This is a genomic window from Pseudomonas sp. LBUM1641 (assembly GCF_059716235.1).
The window spans coordinates 5739871-5761802 of record NZ_CP166815.1; the positions used below are offsets into that span (position 1 = coordinate 5739871).

Annotated in this window: 20 protein-coding genes and 1 pseudogene; 13 read left to right on the plus strand and 8 right to left on the minus strand. The window is 58.9% G+C overall.

Annotated features, from left to right (window positions below; translation table 11 throughout):
- Positions 1-29 precede the first annotated feature (29 nt).
- Positions 30-353 (plus strand): ferredoxin FdxA, encoded by a 324-nt coding sequence (fdxA, locus tag ACA046_RS26460; protein WP_003208688.1) that lies wholly within the window; start codon positions 30-32, stop codon positions 351-353.
- Between the two features lie 496 nt (positions 354-849).
- Here fdxA and apbC read toward each other — a convergent pair whose 3' ends face one another.
- Entirely contained in the window at positions 850-1944 is a 1095-nt protein-coding gene (gene apbC / locus ACA046_RS26465) for an iron-sulfur cluster carrier protein ApbC (RefSeq protein ID WP_497675279.1), read from the minus strand.
- A gap of 171 nt (positions 1945-2115) precedes the next feature.
- On the opposite strand from apbC, the gene metG reads away from it, so the two are divergent.
- From metG to ACA046_RS26485, 4 genes and pseudogenes are all read left to right on the plus strand, one after another.
- The gene (gene metG, locus ACA046_RS26470) at positions 2116-4167 is read left to right on the plus strand and encodes a methionine--tRNA ligase (protein ID WP_076015413.1); all 2052 of its coding nucleotides are present in this window, start codon (positions 2116-2118) and stop codon (positions 4165-4167) included.
- Positions 4168-4291: 124 nt separating this feature from the next.
- Positions 4292-5116 (plus strand): annotated as a pseudogene (gene rsxB, locus ACA046_RS26475) (electron transport complex subunit RsxB); the annotation flags it as partial.
- 144 nt (positions 5117-5260) lie between these two features.
- Complete coding sequence (nth, locus tag ACA046_RS26480) at positions 5261-5899, plus strand: endonuclease III (protein WP_010170146.1); 639 nt, start codon at positions 5261-5263, stop codon at positions 5897-5899.
- Between the two features lie 107 nt (positions 5900-6006).
- Positions 6007-6192 (plus strand): PA3496 family putative envelope integrity protein, encoded by a 186-nt coding sequence (locus ACA046_RS26485; protein ID WP_003208696.1) that lies wholly within the window; start codon positions 6007-6009, stop codon positions 6190-6192.
- A gap of 71 nt (positions 6193-6263) precedes the next feature.
- Here the strand turns inward: ACA046_RS26485 and ACA046_RS26490 are convergent, their stop codons facing one another.
- From ACA046_RS26490 to ACA046_RS26500, 3 genes are all read right to left on the minus strand, one after another.
- Positions 6264-6896, minus strand: a complete 633-nt coding sequence (locus ACA046_RS26490; RefSeq protein ID WP_003208698.1) for a response regulator transcription factor — start codon at positions 6894-6896, stop codon at positions 6264-6266.
- Between the two features lie 646 nt (positions 6897-7542).
- Positions 7543-8760 carry an argininosuccinate synthase gene (locus tag ACA046_RS26495; RefSeq protein WP_497675280.1) on the minus strand — a complete coding sequence of 406 codons (1218 nt, stop codon included), beginning with the start codon at positions 8758-8760 and terminating at the stop codon, positions 7543-7545.
- Between the two features lie 129 nt (positions 8761-8889).
- Positions 8890-9798, minus strand: a complete 909-nt coding sequence (locus ACA046_RS26500) for a flagellar protein MotY (RefSeq protein WP_167663498.1) — start codon at positions 9796-9798, stop codon at positions 8890-8892.
- Positions 9799-9954: 156 nt separating this feature from the next.
- On the opposite strand from ACA046_RS26500, the gene pyrC reads away from it, so the two are divergent.
- The gene (gene pyrC / locus ACA046_RS26505; RefSeq protein WP_459023510.1) at positions 9955-11001 is read left to right on the plus strand and encodes a dihydroorotase; all 1047 of its coding nucleotides are present in this window, start codon (positions 9955-9957) and stop codon (positions 10999-11001) included.
- Complete coding sequence (rnt, locus tag ACA046_RS26510; RefSeq protein WP_076015417.1) at positions 10998-11675, plus strand: ribonuclease T; 678 nt, start codon at positions 10998-11000, stop codon at positions 11673-11675. The genes pyrC and rnt overlap by 4 nt, the downstream gene beginning before the upstream one ends.
- Before the next feature lie 65 nt (positions 11676-11740).
- Here the strand turns inward: rnt and ACA046_RS26515 are convergent, their stop codons facing one another.
- Complete coding sequence (locus ACA046_RS26515) at positions 11741-12343, minus strand: peroxiredoxin (protein WP_003172097.1); 603 nt, start codon at positions 12341-12343, stop codon at positions 11741-11743.
- 243 nt (positions 12344-12586) lie between these two features.
- Here ACA046_RS26515 and ACA046_RS26520 point away from each other — a divergent pair, with 243 nt between their 5' ends.
- Together ACA046_RS26520 and bfr are read left to right on the plus strand one after the other, a co-directional pair.
- Complete coding sequence (locus ACA046_RS26520) at positions 12587-12805, plus strand: bacterioferritin-associated ferredoxin (RefSeq protein WP_003208706.1); 219 nt, start codon at positions 12587-12589, stop codon at positions 12803-12805.
- A 200-nt stretch (positions 12806-13005) separates the two neighbouring features.
- Positions 13006-13476: a bacterioferritin gene (gene bfr / locus ACA046_RS26525; RefSeq protein ID WP_076015418.1), complete on the plus strand. Its 471-nt coding sequence runs from the start codon at positions 13006-13008 to the stop codon at positions 13474-13476.
- Positions 13477-13553: 77 nt separating this feature from the next.
- Here bfr and grxD read toward each other — a convergent pair whose 3' ends face one another.
- Positions 13554-13892 (minus strand): Grx4 family monothiol glutaredoxin, encoded by a 339-nt coding sequence (grxD, locus tag ACA046_RS26530; RefSeq protein ID WP_034118308.1) that lies wholly within the window; start codon positions 13890-13892, stop codon positions 13554-13556.
- A 99-nt stretch (positions 13893-13991) separates the two neighbouring features.
- Positions 13992-16088, minus strand: coding sequence for a molybdopterin oxidoreductase family protein (locus ACA046_RS26535; RefSeq protein ID WP_497675281.1), 2097 nt, complete (start codon positions 16086-16088; stop codon positions 13992-13994).
- Positions 16089-16532: 444 nt separating this feature from the next.
- Between ACA046_RS26535 and argF the strand changes: the two genes are divergently transcribed.
- Both argF and ACA046_RS26545 read left to right on the plus strand, forming a co-directional pair.
- On the plus strand, positions 16533-17453 hold the full coding sequence (argF, locus tag ACA046_RS26540) for an ornithine carbamoyltransferase (protein ID WP_459023516.1): 921 nt from the start codon (positions 16533-16535) through the stop codon (positions 17451-17453).
- Positions 17450-18559: an ABC transporter ATP-binding protein gene (locus ACA046_RS26545; protein WP_459023518.1), complete on the plus strand. Its 1110-nt coding sequence runs from the start codon at positions 17450-17452 to the stop codon at positions 18557-18559. The genes argF and ACA046_RS26545 overlap by 4 nt, the downstream gene beginning before the upstream one ends.
- A 10-nt stretch (positions 18560-18569) precedes the next feature.
- Here the strand turns inward: ACA046_RS26545 and ybaK are convergent, their stop codons facing one another.
- Complete coding sequence (gene ybaK, locus ACA046_RS26550; RefSeq protein WP_010170166.1) at positions 18570-19040, minus strand: Cys-tRNA(Pro) deacylase; 471 nt, start codon at positions 19038-19040, stop codon at positions 18570-18572.
- A gap of 360 nt (positions 19041-19400) precedes the next feature.
- On the opposite strand from ybaK, the gene ACA046_RS26555 reads away from it, so the two are divergent.
- Together ACA046_RS26555 and glpK are read left to right on the plus strand one after the other, a co-directional pair.
- The gene (locus ACA046_RS26555; RefSeq protein WP_497675282.1) at positions 19401-20255 is read left to right on the plus strand and encodes an MIP/aquaporin family protein; all 855 of its coding nucleotides are present in this window, start codon (positions 19401-19403) and stop codon (positions 20253-20255) included.
- Between the two features lie 81 nt (positions 20256-20336).
- Positions 20337-21842 (plus strand): glycerol kinase GlpK, encoded by a 1506-nt coding sequence (gene glpK / locus ACA046_RS26560; RefSeq protein WP_063027424.1) that lies wholly within the window; start codon positions 20337-20339, stop codon positions 21840-21842.
- The last annotated feature ends 90 nt before the right edge of the window (positions 21843-21932 follow it).

Below are 21932 nucleotides of genomic sequence, written 5' to 3' on the forward strand. Positions count from 1 at the left end.
GCTGCCGCCGCCTGAGGAGAGAATTAGAAATGACCTTCGTCGTCACCGACAACTGCATCAAGTGCAAGTACACCGACTGCGTAGAAGTGTGTCCGGTGGACTGCTTCTACGAAGGCCCGAACTTCCTGGTCATCCACCCGGACGAGTGCATTGACTGCGCCCTGTGTGAGCCAGAATGCCCGGCCGTCGCGATTTTCTCCGAGGACGAAGTCCCGGCAGAAATGCAGGAATTTATTCAGTTGAACGTTGAGCTGGCGGAAATCTGGCCGAATATCACTGAGCGCAAAGACCCGATGCCGGATGCGGCGGAATGGGATGGCAAGAAAGGCAAGATTGCAGACCTCGAGCGCTGATAGCGTCGAAGCCCTCTAAAAGGCCCCTTGCGGGCCTTTTTGCATTTCTGCGGGGCGGGTTTCACTTTTCTATAGGCAAAAAAAAGGGGCGGTATGACCCGCCCACATTTTTTCCCTAGTCCCTGTGTTCCTTTTCATCATCCTGATGAATCGCATCCTGCGAGGTTCCCTGAGTCATCGTTCCGTGATGACTGTGTCAATCCGTGGACACAGGGCTGATCTTAGAGAGTTCCCGCGGAAGTTCAACGGGATCCAAATCGCGGAACTATATATTTGCGCGCTCGATCAATAAAAAATAATTGTTATATTTCAATAAGATATAAATACAGGCAATCAATTCAAGACGTCCGCACCGGCGAAAAAACCCAAACACTTACGAGAAAGTAAGTGAATGCTTACACCAGCAATTACGTAAAAGGGTAACGAGCGGGCCCTGAAAGTTCGCCAGGCAAGAAAAAGCCCCGACACCGTCGAGGCTTCTTTCCCATCAGGTGGATCAGTCGTCGCTGACAGTGATCGTCGGCATCGCCTGGGCCCCGGCTTCCTGAAGTACGATCCGCGCCCCTACGTGGCGAGCCAGTTCCTGGTAGACCATGGCAATCTGGCCATCCGGTTCAGCAGCCACGGTCGGCTTGCCACCATCAGCCTGCTCACGAATCCCCATGGACAGCGGCAACGACGCCAGCAGTTCAACGCCGTACTGGGTCGCCAGCTTCTCGCCGCCGCCTTCACCGAACAGGTGCTCGGCATGGCCGCAGTTGGAGCAGATGTGCACCGCCATGTTTTCCACAACGCCCAGTACCGGAATGTTGACCTTGCGGAACATCTCCACGCCCTTGCGAGCATCCAGCAGCGCCAGGTCCTGCGGCGTGGTGACGATCACCGCGCCGGCCACCGGGACTTTCTGCGCCAGGGTCAACTGGATATCGCCTGTGCCTGGTGGCATATCGATCACCAGGTAGTCCAGGTTGCCCCAGTCGGTCTGGGTGACCAGTTGCAGCAACGCGCCGGAAACCATCGGGCCGCGCCAGACCATCGGCGTGTTGTCGTCGGTCAGGAAGGCCATGGACATCACTTCCACGCCATGGGACTCGATCGGCACGAACCATTTCTGGTCCTTGATCTTCGGCCGGGTGCCTTCGGCAATACCGAACATCACGCCCTGGCTCGGGCCATAGATGTCTGCGTCGAGAATGCCGACGCGCGCGCCTTCACGGGCCAGAGCCAAGGCCAGGTTGGCGGCGGTGGTGGACTTGCCCACGCCGCCCTTGCCGGAGGCCACGGCCACCACGTTCTTGACGTTGGCCAGGCCTGGGATCTGCGCCTGGGCCTTGTGCGGGGCGATCACGCACTGGATGTCGACCTTGGCCGAGCAGACGCCGTCCAGGCCTTCAATGGCCATTTGCAGCATCTGCGCCCAGCCGCTCTTGAACAGCCCGGCGGCATAGCCCAGCTCAAGCTGGACCGAAACCTTGTCACCCTGCACGTCGATGGCGCGTACGCACCCGGCGCTGACCGGATCCTGGTTCAGGTAGGGGTCGGTGTATTGGCGAAGAACGGCTTCCACCGCTGCGCGATTGACGGCGCTCATGGGCTACTCCCGAAAAAGACTGACTAAAACAGGCGGCTATCCTAACCGTTCCAGCGTCTTAGCGGCACGCTTTCGGCCGTCGGGAAAATCCTGAAACAGCCGCACGGGGTGAAATAAATTTCCCGGCGCTTTATAGTGGCCGACCTCCGTTTCATCAAGTAGCCGAGCCCCATGTCCGAGCCACGCAAGATCCTCGTCACCAGCGCCCTGCCCTATGCCAATGGTTCTATCCACCTTGGCCATATGCTTGAGTACATCCAGACCGATATGTGGGTGCGCTTCCAGAAGCATCGCGGCAATCAATGCATTTATGTCTGCGCGGACGACGCCCACGGTTCGGCCATCATGTTGCGCGCCGAGAAGGAAGGCATCACCCCGGAACAACTGATCGCCAATGTCCAGGCTGAACACAGCGCCGACTTTGCCGAGTTCCTGGTGGATTTCGACAACTTCCACTCGACCCACTCCGAAGAAAACCGCGAGCTGTCGAGCCAGATCTACCTGCGTCTGAAGGACGCCGGGCACATTGCCACGCGTTCGATCACCCAGTATTTCGACCCGGAAAAGAAAATGTTCCTGGCCGACCGCTTCATCAAGGGCACTTGCCCGAAATGCGGCACTGAGGACCAGTACGGCGACAACTGCGAAAAATGCGGCGCCACTTACGCGCCCACCGACCTGAAGGATCCGAAGTCGGCCATCTCTGGCGCCACCCCGGTGCTCAAGGATTCCCAGCACTTCTTCTTCAAGCTCCCGGATTTCCAGCAAATGCTGCAAACCTGGACCCGCAGCGGCACTCTGCAGGACGCCGTGGCGAACAAGATCGCCGAATGGCTGGACGCCGGCCTGCAGCAGTGGGACATCTCCCGCGATGCGCCGTACTTCGGTTTTGAGATCCCGGGCGAGCCAGGCAAATACTTCTATGTGTGGCTGGACGCGCCGATTGGCTACATGGCCAGCTTCAAGAACCTGTGCGACCGTACGCCGGAGCTGGACTTCGACGCGTTCTGGGCCAAGGACTCCACTGCCGAGCTGTATCACTTCATCGGCAAGGACATCGTCAACTTCCACGCGCTGTTCTGGCCGGCGATGCTCGAAGGTTCGGGCTACCGCAAGCCGACCGGCATCGCGGTTCACGGCTACCTGACGGTCAATGGCCAGAAGATGTCCAAGTCCCGTGGCACCTTTATCAAGGCGCGCACCTACCTGGACCACCTGTCGCCGGAATACCTGCGCTACTACTACGCGTCCAAACTGGGCCGTGGCGTCGACGACCTGGACCTGAACCTGGAAGACTTCGTACAAAAGGTCAACTCGGACCTGGTGGGCAAAGTCGTCAACATCGCCAGCCGTTGCGCCGGGTTTATCCACAAGGGCAACGCCGGTGTGCTGGTGGCGGAAAACGCCGCGCCGGAGCTGACCGATGCGTTCCTGGCCGCTGCCCCAAGCATCGCCGATGCCTATGAAGCCCGCGACTTTGCCCGCGCCATGCGCGAGATCATGGGCCTGGCCGACCGTGCCAACGCCTGGATCGCCGACAAGGCGCCGTGGTCGCTGAACAAGCAGGAAGGCAAGCAGGCTGAAGTCCAGGCCATCTGCGCCACGGGCGTCAACCTGTTCCGCCAGTTGGTGATCTTCCTCAAGCCGGTACTGCCACTGCTGGCGGCCGACGCCGAGGCGTTCCTCAACGTGCCGCCACTGACCTGGAACGACCACGCGACCTTGCTCAGCAACCATCAGTTGAATGAGTTCAAGCCGCTGATGACCCGTATCGACCCGGTAAAAGTCCAGGCCATGAGCGACGCGTCCAAAGAAGACCTCGAGGCCAGCAAGACCGATACCGGAGAAACGGCGCCTGCCGGCAATGGCGAACTGGCGAAAGATCCGCTGTCGCCAGAAATCGACTTCGACGCATTTGCCGCAGTGGACCTGCGGGTCGCGCTGATCATCAAGGCCGAAGCTGTGGAAGGTGCCGACAAGCTGCTGCGCCTCACCCTGGACATCGGTGACGAGCAACGCAACGTGTTTTCCGGGATCAAGAGCGCCTATCCGGATCCGTCCAAGCTCGATGGTCGCCTGACCATGATGATCGCCAACCTCAAGCCACGGAAAATGAAATTCGGCATCTCCGAAGGCATGGTGATGGCGGCCGGCCCTGGCGGTGAAGAGATCTACCTGTTGAGCCCGGACAGCGGCGCCAAGCCGGGTCAGCGCATCAAGTAAAGACTGCGAACCGCCCCATGGTCTCGGCCATGGGGCGGTTTCAGCTAGTACCCCCTCCTCGCTTGCCGGATAATCGGATTCTGTTTGCTGTTGGCCCTTTGCTGGCCGTGGCTTTTCCGGGTTCCAACGCAATGATCAAACCATGAGCCTGATTCAACGTATCGACGTCCTGCTGCCGCAAACCCAATGTGGCAAATGTGGGCATCCTGGCTGCAAGCCCTATGCAGAAGGCATTGCCCAAGGCGAGGCGATCAACAAGTGCCCACCGGGCGGCCAGGAAACCATTGCCGGCCTGGCGCAGCTGTTGAAGCTCCCGGTGCTGGAGCTGGACACATCCCGAGGCGAAGCGCCCGCACAGATCGCGTTTATCCGTGAGGCGGAGTGCATCGGCTGTACCAAATGCATCCAGGCCTGCCCGGTGGACGCCATCGTCGGTGCTGCCAAATTGATGCACACGGTGATTATCGACGAGTGCACCGGCTGTGACCTGTGTGTGGCGCCCTGCCCGGTTGATTGCATCGAAATGCGTCCGTTGACCACGGTGTTGCCGATTGTCGGCGGGCTGGCCTCCAATGATCATGAACGCCAGGCACGCAGCCTCAAGCGCGATCGGGCAAGGCGGCGGTTTGAACAGCGCAACGCGCGGCTGCAACGCGAGGAGGAACAGAAACTCGCCGAACGCCTGGCACGCACCAAGCGCGCTGCCCCGGTGGCTGCGGCGACGGAGAACCCGGTCCAGGCCGCCATTGAGCGGGTTCGTGCACAAAAAGCCGCCGCGATGGACGCCGCCTTGAAGAAGGCCAAGATCAACCTGGCCATGAGCCGTGCCCAATTGCACAAATCGTTGAAAGCCTTTGGTCACCCGCCGACCTTTGAACAGCAGTCGCAGTTGATCATCCTGCAACAACACTTCGAAACAGCAGAGCAGGCGCTTGCGGCACTGGTGGCGGCCGATGCTCGCACTTGAAGCCCTTGATCATCAGCCGCACGTTATGAAGCGTGTACTGCGGATGACCGCCGCGTTTATCCTGCTCGGGTTATTGGGCCCGTTTTTCGTAACCACACTGACTGTCTGCAAGGAACCGCTCGCCCCATGAACGCCGCAAAACGCCTGGAAATTTTCCGTCGGCTTCACGAAGACAACCCGGAACCGAAAACCGAACTGGCCTATTCCTCGCCGTTCGAGCTGCTGATCGCCGTGATTCTTTCGGCCCAGTCCACAGACGTCGGCGTCAACAAGGCCACGGCCAAGTTGTATCCCGTAGCCAATACTCCGGAGGCGATCTACGCGCTTGGGGTTGAAGGGTTATCCGAGTACATCAAGACCATTGGCCTGTACAACAGCAAGGCGAAGAATGTCATCGAGACCTGTCGGCTGCTGGTGGAGTTGCACGGCAGCGAAGTGCCGCAGACACGTGAAGCCCTGGAAGCACTTCCAGGCGTAGGCCGCAAAACCGCCAACGTGGTGCTGAATACGGCATTTCGCCAACTGACCATGGCGGTGGACACACACATCTTTCGGGTCAGCAACCGCACCGGGATTGCCCGCGGAAAGAATGTGGTGGAGGTGGAAAAACAATTGATGAAATTTGTGCCCAAGCCCTATCTGCTGGATTCACATCACTGGCTGATCCTTCACGGACGCTATGTCTGCCAGGCCCGCAAGCCGCGCTGTGGCAGTTGCCGCATCGAAGACCTGTGTGAATACAAGGAAAAGACTTCCGACGATTGAGCCATCATTGCTTTTATTGATGAGTCGATTGAAAAAATCTTTTTTACCAGGCTCAAGATTATCGCTATAAGGAGCGCCAACGGCAGTCTTAGCCTGGAGTTAACCTTATGAGCACTGGCAAAGAACAACTGGATGTAGAAGACGACGTTGTTGGCGCTGAATCCGACGATGATGCAGCGGAAGCGCCGGTAGAGGTGGCCAAGACCAATTTGAGCAAACGCCGCACCATCGACAACCTTCTGGAAGAGCGGCGCTTGCAGAAACAGTTGGCCGATTACGACTTCGATCTCTAATCGACCCAACGACAAACAGAAGCCTCCCCTACGGAGGCTTTTTTCTGACGGCATGTAAGTGCGTGGCCGACCTATACCAACCCGTTGCGCTGGGCCAGTTCGATCAAGTCCACCAGAGAACGTGCATTGAGCTTGAGCAGCAAGCGGGTCTTGTAGGTACTCACGGTTTTGTTGCTCAGGAACATGCCATCGGCGATCTCCTTGTTGGTTTTGCCGCGGGCCAGTTGCTGCAACACCATCATCTCCCGGCCGGAGAGCCGCTCGACCATGTCCGCTTCGCTGGCGTTACCCATTGTGGAGCGCACCGAGTTCAGCGCCTGGTTGGGGAAATAGCTGTACCCGCACAGCACCGCCTTGACCGCGCTCAACAGCTCGGTGAGATCCTGCTGCTTGCACACATAGCCGGCGGCACCCGCCTGCATGCAGCGCATGGAAAAGTGTCCGGGCGCCTGGGAAGTCAGCACCAGCACCTTGAAGGGATGGGCCTGTTTGGTAGAGGACAGCCGGCATATAACTTCCAAGCCATCGAGTTTAGGTATTCCAATATCCAGTATGACAATGTCCGGCATATGCTCCCGTGCAAGTTGCAAGGCATCGACACCGTTATCGGTCTCGGCAACGACCTCATAACTATGACGTTCCATTAGCATACGCACAGCAAGACGAATGACGGGATGATCATCCACGATCAGCACTTTATTCATGGGCAAGTCCAATTTCGCTGTTCGAATTATTAAGAGCAAGCACAATAGCCTAGTCGTTTCCCGCTTGGCATAGTGCTCCCCCCCAAGCAACAGCAAGCAGAGACCCAACCCACAACGACATAGGATTTAACCTACAAAAAAACGCCCAGGTGGAGGTGTCCAGTTTTGTTGAGGCTTTCAGACCTTTCCTAGCGCAAACATATTTTGAGTGAAAATTCCCAAGGTTACGGGGTGCGGAGTAAACATAACGCACACAAGTTTCAGGAAATGCCCCTTGTACGTTGTCAGAAAGCCCGTGGTTCCGGGCTGAAAACCACGTTTTAAAAGTTCCATGCGACATTCTTGATTACGCTCCAGAAATCCTACAGGCATGTCAGTAGCTGACATATTCGTCGTACATTTCTGAGTGAAATTTCTGTAGTACATAGTTCCTACACACGAGAAAAAAACCACTTTCAACAATGCATCTCTTATCGGACGAAAATAATAAACATTGCACCCTTAAAATATAAACATTACGCCCTTGAGCACAGGGTGGTCTTGAGCTGAACTATAAACGCAGCATCCTCCGCAAAGACTTGAGGCGGATTTTCAGCCAAAAAAAAATGGCCCTCGAAGGGCCATTTTTCATTGCAACTTAAAACACTCAGAACAACTTGCGACCTTTGTTGGCCGCAATGCGCATGCGCAATGCGTTCAGCTTGATGAAGCCTGCCGCGTCTGCCTGGTTGTACGCGCCGCCATCTTCTTCGAAGGTGGCGATATTGGCATCGAACAGCGACTCGTCGGACTTGCGACCGGTCACGATCACGTTGCCCTTGTACAGCTTCAGGCGCACAACGCCGTTCACGTAGGCCTGGGAAGCGTCGATCATCTGTTGCAACATCAGACGCTCCGGGCTCCACCAGTAGCCGGTGTAGATCAGGCTGGCGTACTTGGGCATCAACTCGTCTTTGAGGTGAGCCACTTCACGGTCCAGGGTGATGGACTCGATGGCGCGGTGAGCGCGCAGCATGATGGTGCCGCCCGGGGTCTCGTAGCAGCCACGGGACTTCATGCCCACATAACGGTTCTCGACGATGTCGAGGCGGCCGATACCGTGTTCGCCGCCGATACGGTTCAGGGTCGCCAATACGGTGGCCGGGGTCATTTCGACGCCGTCCAGCGCGACGATGTCGCCGTTGCGGTAGGTCAGTTCCAGGTACTGGGCCTTGTCAGGAGCGTTCTCCGGGGAGACGGTCCACTTCCACATGTCTTCTTCGTGCTCGGTCCAGGTGTCTTCCAGCACGCCGCCTTCATAGGAGATGTGCAGCAAGTTGGCGTCCATCGAGTACGGGGACTTCTTCTTGCCGTGACGCTCGATCGGGATGGCGTGCTTTTCAGCGTAGTCCATCAGCTTTTCACGGGACAGAAGGTCCCATTCACGCCACGGAGCAATGACTTTTACGCCTGGCTTCAAGGCATAGGCGCCCAGCTCGAAACGCACTTGGTCGTTGCCCTTGCCGGTGGCGCCATGGGAAATGGCGTCAGCGCCGGTTTCGTTGGCGATTTCGATCAAGCGCTTGGCGATCAGCGGACGTGCGATGGAAGTACCCAGCAGGTACTCGCCTTCGTAGACAGTGTTGGCGCGAAACATCGGGAAAACGAAATCGCGGACGAACTCTTCGCGCAGGTCGTCAATGTAGATCTCTTTCACGCCCATGGCTTGCGCCTTGGCACGTGCAGGTTCGACCTCTTCGCCCTGACCCAGGTCAGCGGTGAAGGTCACCACTTCACAGTTATAAGTATCCTGCAGCCACTTGAGGATCACCGAAGTGTCCAGGCCGCCGGAATACGCGAGAACGACCTTGTTTACGTCGGCCATGCCATCACTCCACGGGGTTGTACGGAAAGGCGTCGATTCTACCGACCAAAACCGTGAAATTACAGGGGCGCGACAGCAAATGAAGATAAAGCGACAGATTATGTCGAGCGGGCGACGAAACGCCGCACCTTATGAGGTGGCGGCGGCGTTGCTTGGCGCTTTGGCTTGGGGCGCCGGTTTTTCGGGGGCTACCACCCGTTCGAGTTGAATATTCACCCGACGGTTTTTCGCCCGGTTGGCCGGATTGGTGTTCGGCGCCAACGGGTAGCTTTCACCATGGAAACGCAGGGCAATCTGCGATTCATCGATGCCATTGGCCTTGAAGTAGTCCATCACCGCCAATGCTCGACGCCGCGATACATCACGGTTGGTCAGGCGATTGCCGCTGTTGTCGGAGTGGCCGTTCAACTCGATGTGGTTAACCGTCGGGTCGGCTTTCATGAACTCGAGGATCACCGAGAGCTTTTTCTTGGCCGCCGCATCCAGTTCGATGCCACCGCCCGGGAAACCCACTTCAGTCTGTTTGACCTGCTCGAAATTCATCGGCAGCAGCTTGGTGGTGCACAGCTGATAGTCGTTGTACGCCTTGTTGAATTTCACCGGCAACAGGCGAATCTCAGAGTACCCGCCATCGCGTCCATAGTGCCGCACAGTCGGGCTACGACCTTCGAGCAAGCCGGTGAACAAACGCCCGGCCTGGGCCTGGGAGCTATTAAACAGCACATCACCACTGCCGACGCGCACCGCGCCAAGGTTGATATCACCACGCCCGGGCTGCCACGGCGCAGCCGCCGCCAACAGGGTTGCGGAACCGGCACCCAACGAGCCGCTGAAGGCTTTCAGACGAAACGTCGCCTGCTCGCCGGCCCGGCGCACGAACTCCCCCGAGCCGAAATCAGTAATCGGCTGGGTCAAGCGGCACTCGAACTTATCGCCCTCCACCTTCCACTCAATATTCTCCAGACGTGTCTGGAACGTGAGGGCCATCGCGGGCAGGCTGGCGAACACACTGAGCAGGGCTAGATAATGCTGGCGCACGGGAGGCTCCACAGGTTTCTACAACACATCAAGGCGTCATACATCGTTAAGGCATACCCAGGGATATCGGTCGCATCCTGCAAAACTTGATAGCGAGTGCCTGCAAGAGTCTTTTCCGGTAGCATTCCCACCAGATTGACCCGCCTGGAATCCCCAATGTCCGACCGCCTGACCCTGCTGCGTCCCGACGACTGGCATATTCATCTTCGCGATGGTGCTGCGTTGCCCCAAACCGTGGCCGATGTAGCGCGCACGTTTGGCCGCGCCATCATCATGCCTAACCTGGTACCTCCGGTGCGTAACGCCGCGGAAGCCGATGCCTATCGCCAGCGCATTCTCGCTGCACGACCGGCCGGCAGCCGCTTCGAACCGTTGATGGTGCTGTACCTGACCGACCGCACCCAGCCCGAAGAAATTCGCCAGGCCAAAGCCAGCGGTTTCGTGCACGCCGCCAAGCTGTACCCGGCCGGTGCGACCACCAACTCCGATTCCGGCGTCACCAGTATCGACAAGATCCTGCCGGCCATCGAAGCCATGGCGGAAGTTGGCATGCCGTTGTTGATCCACGGTGAAGTCACCCGTGGCGATGTCGATGTATTCGATCGTGAAAAGATCTTCATCGACGAGCACATGCGCCGCGTGGTCGAGCTGTTCCCGACCCTCAAGGTCGTGTTCGAACACATCACCACCGCTGAGGCCGTGCAGTTCGTCACCGAGGCTTCGGCCAACGTCGGCGCGACCATCACCGCCCATCACCTTTTGTACAACCGCAACCACATGCTGGTGGGCGGGATTCGGCCGCACTTCTATTGCCTGCCGATTCTCAAGCGCAACACGCATCAGGTGGCGCTGCTTGATGCCGCCACCAGTGGCAGCGAGAAATTTTTCCTCGGTACCGACTCTGCGCCCCACGCCCAACACGCCAAGGAAGCCGCGTGTGGTTGTGCCGGTTGCTACACCGCGTATGCGGCGATCGAGTTGTATGCCGAAGCGTTCGAACAGCGCAACGCCCTGGACAAGCTTGAAGGGTTCGCCAGCCTCAACGGCCCGCGTTTCTACGGCCTGCCGGCGAATACCGACCGCATTACCCTGGTCCGTGAAGACTGGACCGCCCCCACCAGCCTGCCGTTTGGCGAGCTGACCGTTATCCCGCTGCGCGCCGGTGAAACACTGCGCTGGCGCCTGCTGGAGGAACACCCGTGAGTGAAGACCATTACGACGACGATCAGGAACACGGCGGCGGTGGTGGCGGTTCCCGTCACCCGATGGCCGAGCGTTTTCGCGGCTACCTGCCGGTCGTTATCGACGTAGAAACCGGTGGTTTCAATTGCGCCACTGACGCATTGCTGGAAATCGCCGCTACGACTATCGGCATGGACGAACAGGGTTTTGTGTTCCCGGAACACACCCACTTCTTCCGCGTCGAGCCGTTCGAAGGCGCCAACATCGAAGCCGCAGCCCTGGAGTTCACCGGGATCAAGCTCGATCACCCGCTGCGCATGGCAGTCAGTGAAGAAGCGGCGCTGACCGACATCTTCCGTGGCGTGCGCAAGGCCTTGAAGGCCAATGGCTGCAAGCGCGCGATCCTGGTGGGTCACAACAGCAGCTTCGACCTGGGCTTCCTCAACGCCGCTGTGACACGCCTGGACATGAAGCGTAACCCGTTTCACCCGTTCTCCAGCTTCGACACCGCGACCCTCGCCGGCTTGGCCTATGGCCAGACCGTGCTGGCGAAAGCCTGCCAGGCGGCCGGTATCGACTTCGACGGTCGTGAGGCCCACTCGGCCCGCTACGACACCGAGAAGACGGCCGAGCTGTTCTGCGGCATCGTCAATCGCTGGAAACAGATGGGCGGCTGGGAAGACTTCGGCGACTGAAGCCAAATCCCGCGCATAAAAAAACCGGCCTTCTCAGGCCGGTTTTTTTGTCCCGCGAATCTGGCTTACAGCTTGCCAGCGTTCTCGGTCAGGTAAGCCGCAACGCCTTCTGGCGAAGCGTTCATGCCCTTGTCGCCTTTTTTCCAGTTGGCAGGGCAAACTTCGCCGTGCTCTTCGTGGAATTGCAGAGCGTCGACCAGGCGGATCAGCTCTTCCATGTTACGACCCAACGGCAGGTCGTTGATGATCTGCGAGCGCACAACGCCCTTGTCGTCGATCAGGAACGCGCCACGGAAAGCAACGCCGCCTTCGGACTCAACGTCGTAGGCCTTGGCGATGTCGTGCTTCATGTCGGCAGCCATGGTGTATTTGACTTTGCCGATGCCGCCATCATTGATGGCGGTGTTGCGCCAGGCGTTGTGGGTGAAATGGGAGTCGATGGAAACGGCTACCACTTCAACGTTACGGGCCTTGAAATCGTCCATGCGGTGATCCAGAGCGATCAGCTCCGATGGGCAGACGAAGGTGAAGTCCAGCGGGTAGAAGAACACCAGGCCGTATTTGCCTTTGATGGCTTCAGACAGTTTGAAGCTGTCTACGATTTCGCCATTGCCGAGGACGGCTGGTACGTCGAAATCCGGGGCTTGTTTGCCGACGAGTACGCTCATTGGGTATCTCCTGATGGTGGTGACTTGAAGTAAAAGGATCCCTTCCAGTGTGCCGCGGGTAAACGACAGCCCTGTGACGGGATCACGCTTCGTGAAGACCGACCATCATACACGGCTCGGGAAAAAACCGTTCGTCAGTGGGTAACCAATCTGTTTCAAACACTCACGAAACTACTTTGACAATCATTCTCGTTAACATTAAGATCCATCGCACTTAAGCCTTACCCGCGATGGTTCTCCCTTATGTATGTCTGCCTCTGCACTGGCGTCACCGACGGACAAATCCGCGAAGCGATCTACGAAGGTTGCTGCAGCTACAAGGAAGTACGTGAAACCACCGGCGTTGCCAGCCAATGCGGCAAATGCGCCTGCCTCGCCAAGCAAGTGGTACGGGAAACCCTGACGCAGCTGCAAACTGCCCAGGCTGCGATCCCCTACTCAGCAGAATTTACACACGCTTAATTGGCGTGTTTTAAAGAACCGGACTTAGTGTCCGGTTTTTTTATGCCTGAAATTCAAACAGTTAGCGCCAAGACGCGGAACACAAACATTCTTATTCCGATTAATTTTCATTTATTATTCAATAACTTAGGTTTGACAGTAGTAAATGCGCAGCTCAAACTCCGCCTTATATACAGCGAATACAGGGCAGGACCCCAATCATGAAAGGCGACATCACAGTCATCCAGCAACTCAACAAAATCCTTGCCAATGAACTGGTCGCGATCAATCAGTACTTTCTGCATGCACGCATGTATGACGATTGGGGCCTGGAAAAGCTCGGCAAGCGTGAATACAAAGAATCCATCAAGGCCATGAAGGACGCCGACGCGCTGATCAAGCGCATCCTGTTCCTGGAAGGCCTGCCGAACGTGCAGGACCTGGGCAAGCTGAGCATCGGCGAGCATTCCCAGGAAATGATCAACTGCGACCTGAACTTCGAGCGCAAGAGCCACACCGACCTCAAGGCCGCCATCGCTCATTGCGAAACCAAGGGCGACTTCGGCAGCCGTGAACTGCTGGAAGATATCCTGGAAGACCAGGAAGAGCACATCGACTGGCTGGAAACCCAGATCGGCCTGATCGACAAAGTGACTATCGAGAATTATCTGCAATCGCAGATGGGTGAATAACCCTTAATTCCCGGCCACTAAAAAGCCCCGCTCTCTTTCGAGAAGCGGGGCTTTTTATTGCCGCAGCCTAAAACAAATCAGGCTTCGGTCTTCGCAGCGGCTTTTTCTGCTGCGTCTTTGATCAGTGCCTGCAACGAACCATCAGCCGCCATTTCGGTGATGATGTCGCTACCGCCGACCAGCTCACCGGCAACCCACAGCTGCGGGAAAGTTGGCCAGTTGGCGTACTTCGGCAGGTTGGCGCGGATTTCCGGGTTCTGCAGGATATCCACGTAGGCGAACTTCTCGCCACATTGCATGATTGCCTGGGAAGCCTTTGCGGAGAAGCCACACTGAGGAGCGTTAGGTGCGCCCTTCATGTAAAGCAGAATAGTGTTGTTGGCAATCTGCTCTTTGATCGTTTCGATGATATCCATGGAACACCTCGGCTGGAACTTTCCGACTCATGGGTCGGCACGGTGGCGCATTGTAACGCAAAGCCTAGCGCGACGCTCGGACTCCCCGACAGACAATCCTTACGCCGCCGCCACCTGCACCGGCACGCCGTTCAACGCCGCGTTGCCCGACAGCTCATCCAATTGCCGCTCATCCGTCAGGTCGTTCGCGCTCGCCCCCGGCTGCCCGCTGGCGATGGTCATCTGCACGCCCGGGCGGCCATGGCCCCAACCGTGGGGCAGGCTGACCACGCCGGGCATCATGTCGAGGCTGGCCATCACTTCTACTTCGATCATGCCGATCCGCGAACTGACCCGCACCCGCTGGCCGTCACTCAACTGGCGATGGGCCAGGTCGTCCGGGTGCATCAACAACTGGTGACGGGGTTTGCCCTTCACCAGCCGGTGGTAGTTATGCATCCAGGAGTTGTTGCTGCGCACATGGCGGCGGCCGATCAGCAGTAACTCATTCACCTCAGGCACTGGCTGCGCGGCAAAGCGCACCAGGTCGGCGAGGATCACGGGCGGTGCGGCCTGCAAATGACCATTGGCGGTTTTCATACGGCCCGCCAGGTTGGGCTTCAGTGGCCCGAGGTCCAGGCCGTGGGGGTGATCAGCCAGCGCGGCAATGGACAAGGTATCGCCATAAGGCCCGGCCCGCAGCCCGAAGTCGATCATCTGCGCCGGCGGCATGGTCGGTTTGAGTGTATTCCCCGTGTTCGCGGCAAAAGCCTGCGCCAGGCCAACGAAGATTTCCCAGTCATGCAACGCGCCTTCGGGCTTTGGCAGGATGGCGCGATTGAAGCGGGTGACGTTGCGCACCGCGAACATGTTGAACGTGGTGTCGTAGTGATCGTTTTCCAGCGCCGAGGTGGACGGCAGGATCAAGTCGGCATAACGCGTGGTTTCGTTGATATACAGGTCAACGCTGACCATGAACTCAAGGCCATCCAGCGCCTGCTCCAGTTGCCGCCCGTTAGGCGTGGACAACACAGGATTGCCCGCCACCGTCACCAACGCACGGATTTGTCCTTCACCCTCGGTGAGCATTTCTTCAGCCAGTGCCGACACCGGCAGCTCGCCACCGTACTCCGGTCGCCCGGAAACCCGGCTCTGCCAGCGATTGAAGTGCCCACCGGAGGTGGAAGCCACCAGGTCGACTGCCGGCGTGGTGCACAAGGCACCGCCCACTCGATCCAGATTGCCAGTGACCAGGTTGATCAGCTGCACCAGCCAATGACACAGCGTGCCGAACGCTTGGGTCGACACGCCCATGCGGCCATAACACACGGCCGTATCAGCCGCTGCGAAGTCCCGCGCCAACTGGCGGATCTGCTCGGCGGGTACCGCGCATTGACGGCTCATGGCCTCGGCGGTGAATCCGGCCACGGCGTGGCGCACTTCATCCAGGCCGTCGACCGGAAGGTGACTGTCACGGGTCAGGTTCTCGGCGAACAGCGTATTAAGCAGTCCGAACAACAACGCCGCGTCGCCGCCCGGGCGGACAAACAAGTGCTGATCGGCTATGGCTGCCGTCTCGCTGCGCCGCGGATCAACCACCACGACTTTGCCGCCCCGGGCCTGGATGGCCTTCAGGCGCTTTTCCACATCCGGTACGGTCATGATGCTGCCGTTGGACGCCAGCGGGTTGCCGCCGAGGATCAGCATGAAGTCGGTATGGTCGATATCCGGAATCGGCAGCAACAGGCCGTGGCCGTACATCAGGTGGCTGGTGAGGTGGTGGGGCAACTGATCCACCGACGTGGCGGAAAAGCGGTTGCGGGTCTTGAGCTGGCCCAGGAAGTAATTGCTGTGGGTCATCAGGCCATAGTTGTGCACGCTCGGATTGCCCTGATACACCGCCACCGCATTCTGCCCGTGACGCGCCTGAATGCCCGCGAGGCGCTCGGCTACAAGCGCAAAGGCGTCGTCCCACGGGATTGGCTGCCATTCGCTGCCCACCCGCAACATGGGCTGGTGCAGGCGGTCCGGGTCGTTCTGGATGTCCTGCAGGGCCACGGCCTTGGGGCAGATATGGCCACGGCTGAACGTGTCCAGCGGGTCGCCCTTGATTGAGGTAATCGCCAGGCTCCCGTCTTCACCCTGGGTGGTTTCCAGTGTCAGGCCGCAGATGGCTTCGCACAGATGGCAGGCACGGTGGTGGAGAGTCTTGGTCATGGCCAGTCTCTTTATTGTGGGCTGAGCGCTTCGGACGAAAACTATGGCCCGCCGCCGGCAGCAGCGCCAGCAACGTTCGTCGCGTGAATCCAACGGCATCAGGCCGGGCCATGAGGAAACATCAGGAAATGTTTCAGAAGCCTCCGGCAGCCCGCTGAAACCGACGCAACCCGGCCCGCGCCCGCCTTCGCGCATTGCAATATGGCTCAGCGCCAGTGTACAAATGACCCGCTGCTGTCAGGAAACAGGCTTCAAAAGCGCCCTCCCCGCGTCCTTGAACTCCCCTAAAAACTGTAGCCCTATTGGTAAGACGCGACATTTAATTATAAGATCGCGCCTTCCCCTATTTCGTCGCCCCGTGCGGCTTTCGCCGCAGGTCTCGCCCGTTTTCAAAATAAACAAGGCTTTGAGTATCTGCGGTCTGTTGCAAAAAGGTAGTTAATGATGAGCGCAAGGCACTTTCTCTCCCTGATGGATTGCACGCCCGAAGAGCTGGTCAGCGTGCTCCGTCGAGGCATTGAGCTTAAAGACCTGCGTAACCGCGGCGTACTGTTCGAGCCTTTGAAAAACCGCGTGCTCGGGATGATTTTCGAGAAGTCGTCCACCCGCACCCGCGTGTCTTTCGAAGCCGGCATGATTCAGCTCGGCGGCCAGGCTATCTTCCTGTCACCCCGCGATACCCAACTGGGCCGCGGCGAGCCAATCAGCGATTGCGCGATCGTGATGTCGAGCATGCTGGACGCGGTGATGATCCGTACCTTCGCCCACAGCACCCTGACCGAATTTGCCGCCAACTCCCGCGTGCCCGTGATCAACGGCCTGTCCGATGACCTGCACCCGTGCCAACTGCTGGCCGACATGCAAACCTTCCTCGAACAGCGCGGTTCGATCCAGGGCAAGACCGTGGCCTGGATCGGCGACGGCAACAACATGTGCAATAGCTATATAGAAGCGGCGATCCAGTTCGACTTCCAATTGCGCGTTGCCTGCCCTGAAGGCTATGAGCCGGACGCCAAGTTCCTGGCCCAGGCCGGCGACCGCGTGACCATCGTTCGCGACCCGCGTGACGCGGTCATCGGCGCGCACCTGGTGAGCACTGACGTCTGGACCTCCATGGGCCAGGAAGAAGAAACCGCCAAGCGCCTCAAGCTGTTCGCACCGTTCCAGGTCAACCGCGCCCTGCTCGACCTGGCCGCGCCGGACGTGCTGTTCATGCACTGCCTGCCCGCCCACCGTGGCGAAGAAATCAGCCTCGACCTGCTGGATGATCAACGTTCAGTGGCCTGGGCCCAGGCAGAAAACCGCCTGCACGCACAAAAGGCCCTGCTCGAATTTCTGGTTGCGCCGGCGTATCGCCCTGCATGAGCCAGCCATTACTGCTGAACCTACGCAATCTGGCATGCGGTTATCAGGATCAACGGGTGGTGCAGAACCTCAACCTGCACCTCAACGCCGGTGACATCGGTTGCTTGCTGGGCTCCTCGGGCTGCGGCAAGACCACCACCCTGCGAGCGATTGCCGGGTTTGAGCCGGTGCACGAAGGCGAGATCAGCCTGGCGGGCGAAGTCATCTCCAGCGCCGGTTTCACACTGGCCCCGGAGAAACGTCGGATCGGCATGGTGTTCCAGGACTACGCGCTGTTTCCACACCTCAGCGTGGCCGACAACATCGCCTTCGGCATTCGCAAGCACCCGCAAAAAGAGCGTGTCGTCGCTGAATTGCTGGAACTGGTGAACCTGAAGAACCTCGGCAAGCGCTTCCCCCATGAGCTTTCCGGCGGCCAGCAACAGCGCGTCGCCCTGGCCCGCGCGTTGGCGCCGGAACCGCAACTGCTGCTGTTGGACGAACCCTTCTCCAACCTCGATGGCGAACTGCGGCGCAAGCTCAGCCATGAGGTGCGCGACATCCTCAAGGCCCGTGGCACCAGTGCGATTCTGGTGACCCACGACCAGGAAGAAGCCTTCGCAGTGAGTGACCATGTCGGCGTGTTCAAGGAAGGTCGCCTGGAGCAGTGGGATACGCCCTACAACCTCTACCACGAACCGCTGACACCCTTTGTCGCCAGCTTCATTGGCCAGGGTTACTTCATTCGCGGGCAGTTGAACACGCCGGAATCGGTCACCACCGAACTGGGCGAGTTGCGCGGTAATCGTGCCTACACCTGGCCCACCGGCGGTGCGGTGGATGTATTGCTGCGCCCGGACGATATCGTTTATGCACCGGACAGCGCCCTAACAGCGCGGATTGTCGGCAAGACATTCCTCGGGGCTTCGACCCTGTATCGCTTGCAGTTGCCTACGGGTGCGCAGCTGGAATCGATTTTCCCCAGCCACGCTGATCATCTGGTAGGTGCCGATGTGGGCATTCGCGTGGCGGCCGAGCACTTGGTGTTGTTCCAGGCCTCGGGCAGCACGGCGGCGCAGATTCCACACGCCGAGTCAGGTGTTCGCCGCCACAGCACCGCCACCTGACGCCAAACCATCACGCCCGGCCAATTTCCGCAAACTTGGCCTGGGTGTGTTCGGCCAGCACCGCCGCTGCCAATTCCACTTCAAGGCCCCTTCTACCGGCACTGATAAAAATTGTCGGGAACGACTGCGCCGTCACATCGACAAAGGTGCGCAGGCGCTTCTTCTGTCCCAACGGGCTGATGCCACCCAGCAAGTAACCGGTCGCCCGCTGCGCTGCAGCCGGGTCCGCCATCTCGACCTTTTTCACCCCCGCCGCCTGCGCCAAGGCTTTTAAATCCAAACTTCCGACGACCGGCACAACGGCCACCAGCAGCTCGGCTTTTTCACTGCTGGCCAGCAGGGTCTTGAACACCTGCGCCGGATCAAGCCCCAATTTCTCCGCGGCCTCCAGACCATAGGACGCTGCCTTGGGGTCATGTTCGTAACTGTGGATTCGATGTTCGGCGCGAACTTTTTTCAACAGGTCCAATGCGGGCGTCATGCGGGCTCCAGGCTTGGCAAAACGGTGAAAAAGCAGACGGCCAATTCTAGGCCAACACGTGGCAAAAGGCTCTAGTCCGAAGCCCTCTGCCACGACCTCGCGCACGCCTTTTCTGCAACTACCGGCGCTCACGGCACGATCATTCACCACACCAATAATTACAAAATGACCAATCGTTCACTTTCGACCTTTGACAGCCGTCATTCTTGTCTATATTTTTTCGTTTACGAATACTGTAGGAATAGACCTGCGGATTCACAGCAGTAAGCCGCGAAGAGGATGGGGATCCTCGCCACGGTGAAAATCGCCGATTGCCCGTTGCGGCAAAACGCCAGACAACAACAAAAACAGAGGTTTTCCATGACAACTGCTCTTCAACAGCCTTCACTCTCAAGTCAATGCATGGCCGAATTCCTGGGCACTGCGTTGCTGATCTTCTTCGGTACCGGGTGTGTTGCTGCGCTCAAGGTCGCGGGTGCCAGCTTTGGCTTGTGGGAAATCAGTATCATCTGGGGGATCGGCGTCAGCATGGCGATCTACCTGAGCGCCGGTATTTCCGGGGCTCACCTCAATCCGGCGGTCAGTATCGCCCTGTGCATTTTTGCCGATTTCGACAAGCGCAAACTGCCGTTCTACATCATCGCCCAAGTCGCCGGCGCCTTCTGCTCGGCTGCGTTGGTTTACACGCTCTACAGCAACCTGTTTTTCGATTACGAACAAACCCACCACATGATTCGCGGCACCCAGGCCAGCCTGGAACTGGCCTCAGTGTTCTCCACCTATCCGCATCCGCTGCTGGGCACGGCCCAGGCATTCCTGGTGGAAATGGTCATTACCGCGATCCTGATGGGCGTGATCATGGCCGTGACCGATGACAACAACGGCCTGCCCCGTGGCCCGTTGGCACCGCTGCTGATTGGTTTGCTGATCGCCGTGATCGGCAGTGCCATGGGCCCGCTGACCGGCTTTGCGATGAACCCGGCCCGTGACTTCGGTCCCAAGCTGATGACCTTTTTCGCCGGTTGGGGTGAAATGGCCTTCACCGGCGGGCGCGACATTCCTTACTTCCTGATTCCGATTTTTGCACCGATTGTCGGTGCCTGCCTCGGTGCTGCGGCGTATCGCGGGCTGATCGCCCGCCACCTGCCCAGCGCCGCACCTGCTACAACTGATGCAACCGAAGCGGCCGCCAGCGGCAAAACCCGTACTTCCTGATGCGATAGCCTGGGCCGCACTGCCCTTTTGCGGCCCAGGCTGTTTACTTGACTCCCCTATTCTCCGTCCAAGGCAATCGACATGACCGACATTCAGAATAAGAACTACATCATTGCCCTCGATCAGGGCACCACCAGTTCCCGGGCGATCATCTTTGACCGTGACGCCAACGTGGTCTGCACCGCCCAGCGTGAATTCACACAGCATTACCCGCAAGCCGGCTGGGTCGAACATGACCCGATGGAAATTTTCGCCACCCAGAGCGCGGTGATGGTCGAGGCCCTGGCGCAAGCCGGCCTGCACCACGACCAGGTCGCGGCCATCGGTATCACTAACCAGCGTGAAACCACCGTGGTCTGGGACAAAATCACCGGCCGCCCGATCTACAACGCCATCGTGTGGCAATGCCGCCGCAGCACCGAGATCTGCCAGCAGCTCAAGCGCGACGGCCACGAACAATACATCAACGACACCACCGGCCTGGTCACCGACCCGTACTTCTCCGGCACCAAGCTCAAGTGGATCCTCGACAACGTCGAAGGCAGCCGCGAACGTGCGCGTAACGGCGAGCTGCTGTTCGGCACCATCGACAGCTGGCTGATCTGGAAATTTACCGGCGGCAAGACCCACGTCACCGACTACACCAACGCCTCGCGCACCATGCTCTTCAACATCCACACGCTGGAGTGGGATTCGAAGATGCTGGAGATTCTCGACGTGCCGCGCGAAATGCTGCCGGAAGTGAAGTCCTCCTCGGAAATCTACGGTCGCACCAAAAGCGGTATCGCCATCGGCGGCATCGCCGGTGACCAGCAGGCGGCGCTGTTTGGCCAAATGTGCGTAGAACCGGGCCAGGCGAAAAACACCTACGGCACCGGCTGCTTCCTGCTGATGAACACCGGCGACAAAGCGGTGAAATCCAAGCACGGCATGCTCACCACCATCGCGTGCGGCCCCCGCGGCGAAGTCGCCTACGCCCTGGAAGGCGCCGTGTTCAACGGCGGTTCCACCGTGCAATGGCTGCGTGACGAGCTGAAGATCATCGCCGATGCCACCGACACCGAATACTTCGCCGGCAAGGTCAAGGACAGCAACGGCGTGTACCTGGTACCGGCCTTCACCGGCCTGGGTGCTCCCTACTGGGACCCGTATGCCCGTGGCGCGCTGTTCGGCCTGACCCGTGGCGTACGCGTGGACCACATCATTCGTGCGGCCCTGGAGTCGATTGCCTACCAGACCCGCGACGTACTCGACGCCATGCAGCAGGATTCCGGCGAACGCCTCAAATCCCTGCGGGTAGACGGTGGCGCAGTTGCCAACAACTTCCTGATGCAATTCCAGGCCGACATCCTCGGTACCCAGGTTGAGCGCCCGCAAATGCGCGAAACCACCGCGTTGGGCGCCGCTTACCTGGCCGGCCTGGCGTGCGGCTTCTGGGGCAGCCTGGACGAATTGCGCGGCAAGGCCGTGATCGAGCGCCAATTCGAACCGCAACTGGAAGAAGCCGCGAAGGAAAAACTCTACGCCGGCTGGCAAAAAGCGGTCAGCCGCACCCGCGACTGGGAACCCCACGAAGGCGCTGAATAAGCCAAGCGCCGGACCCACTTAGGGTTGTAACTGGCAGGGAGCAGATTCCTGCGTCATCATGGGCCACTTTTTACGGCAGCCCAAAGGACG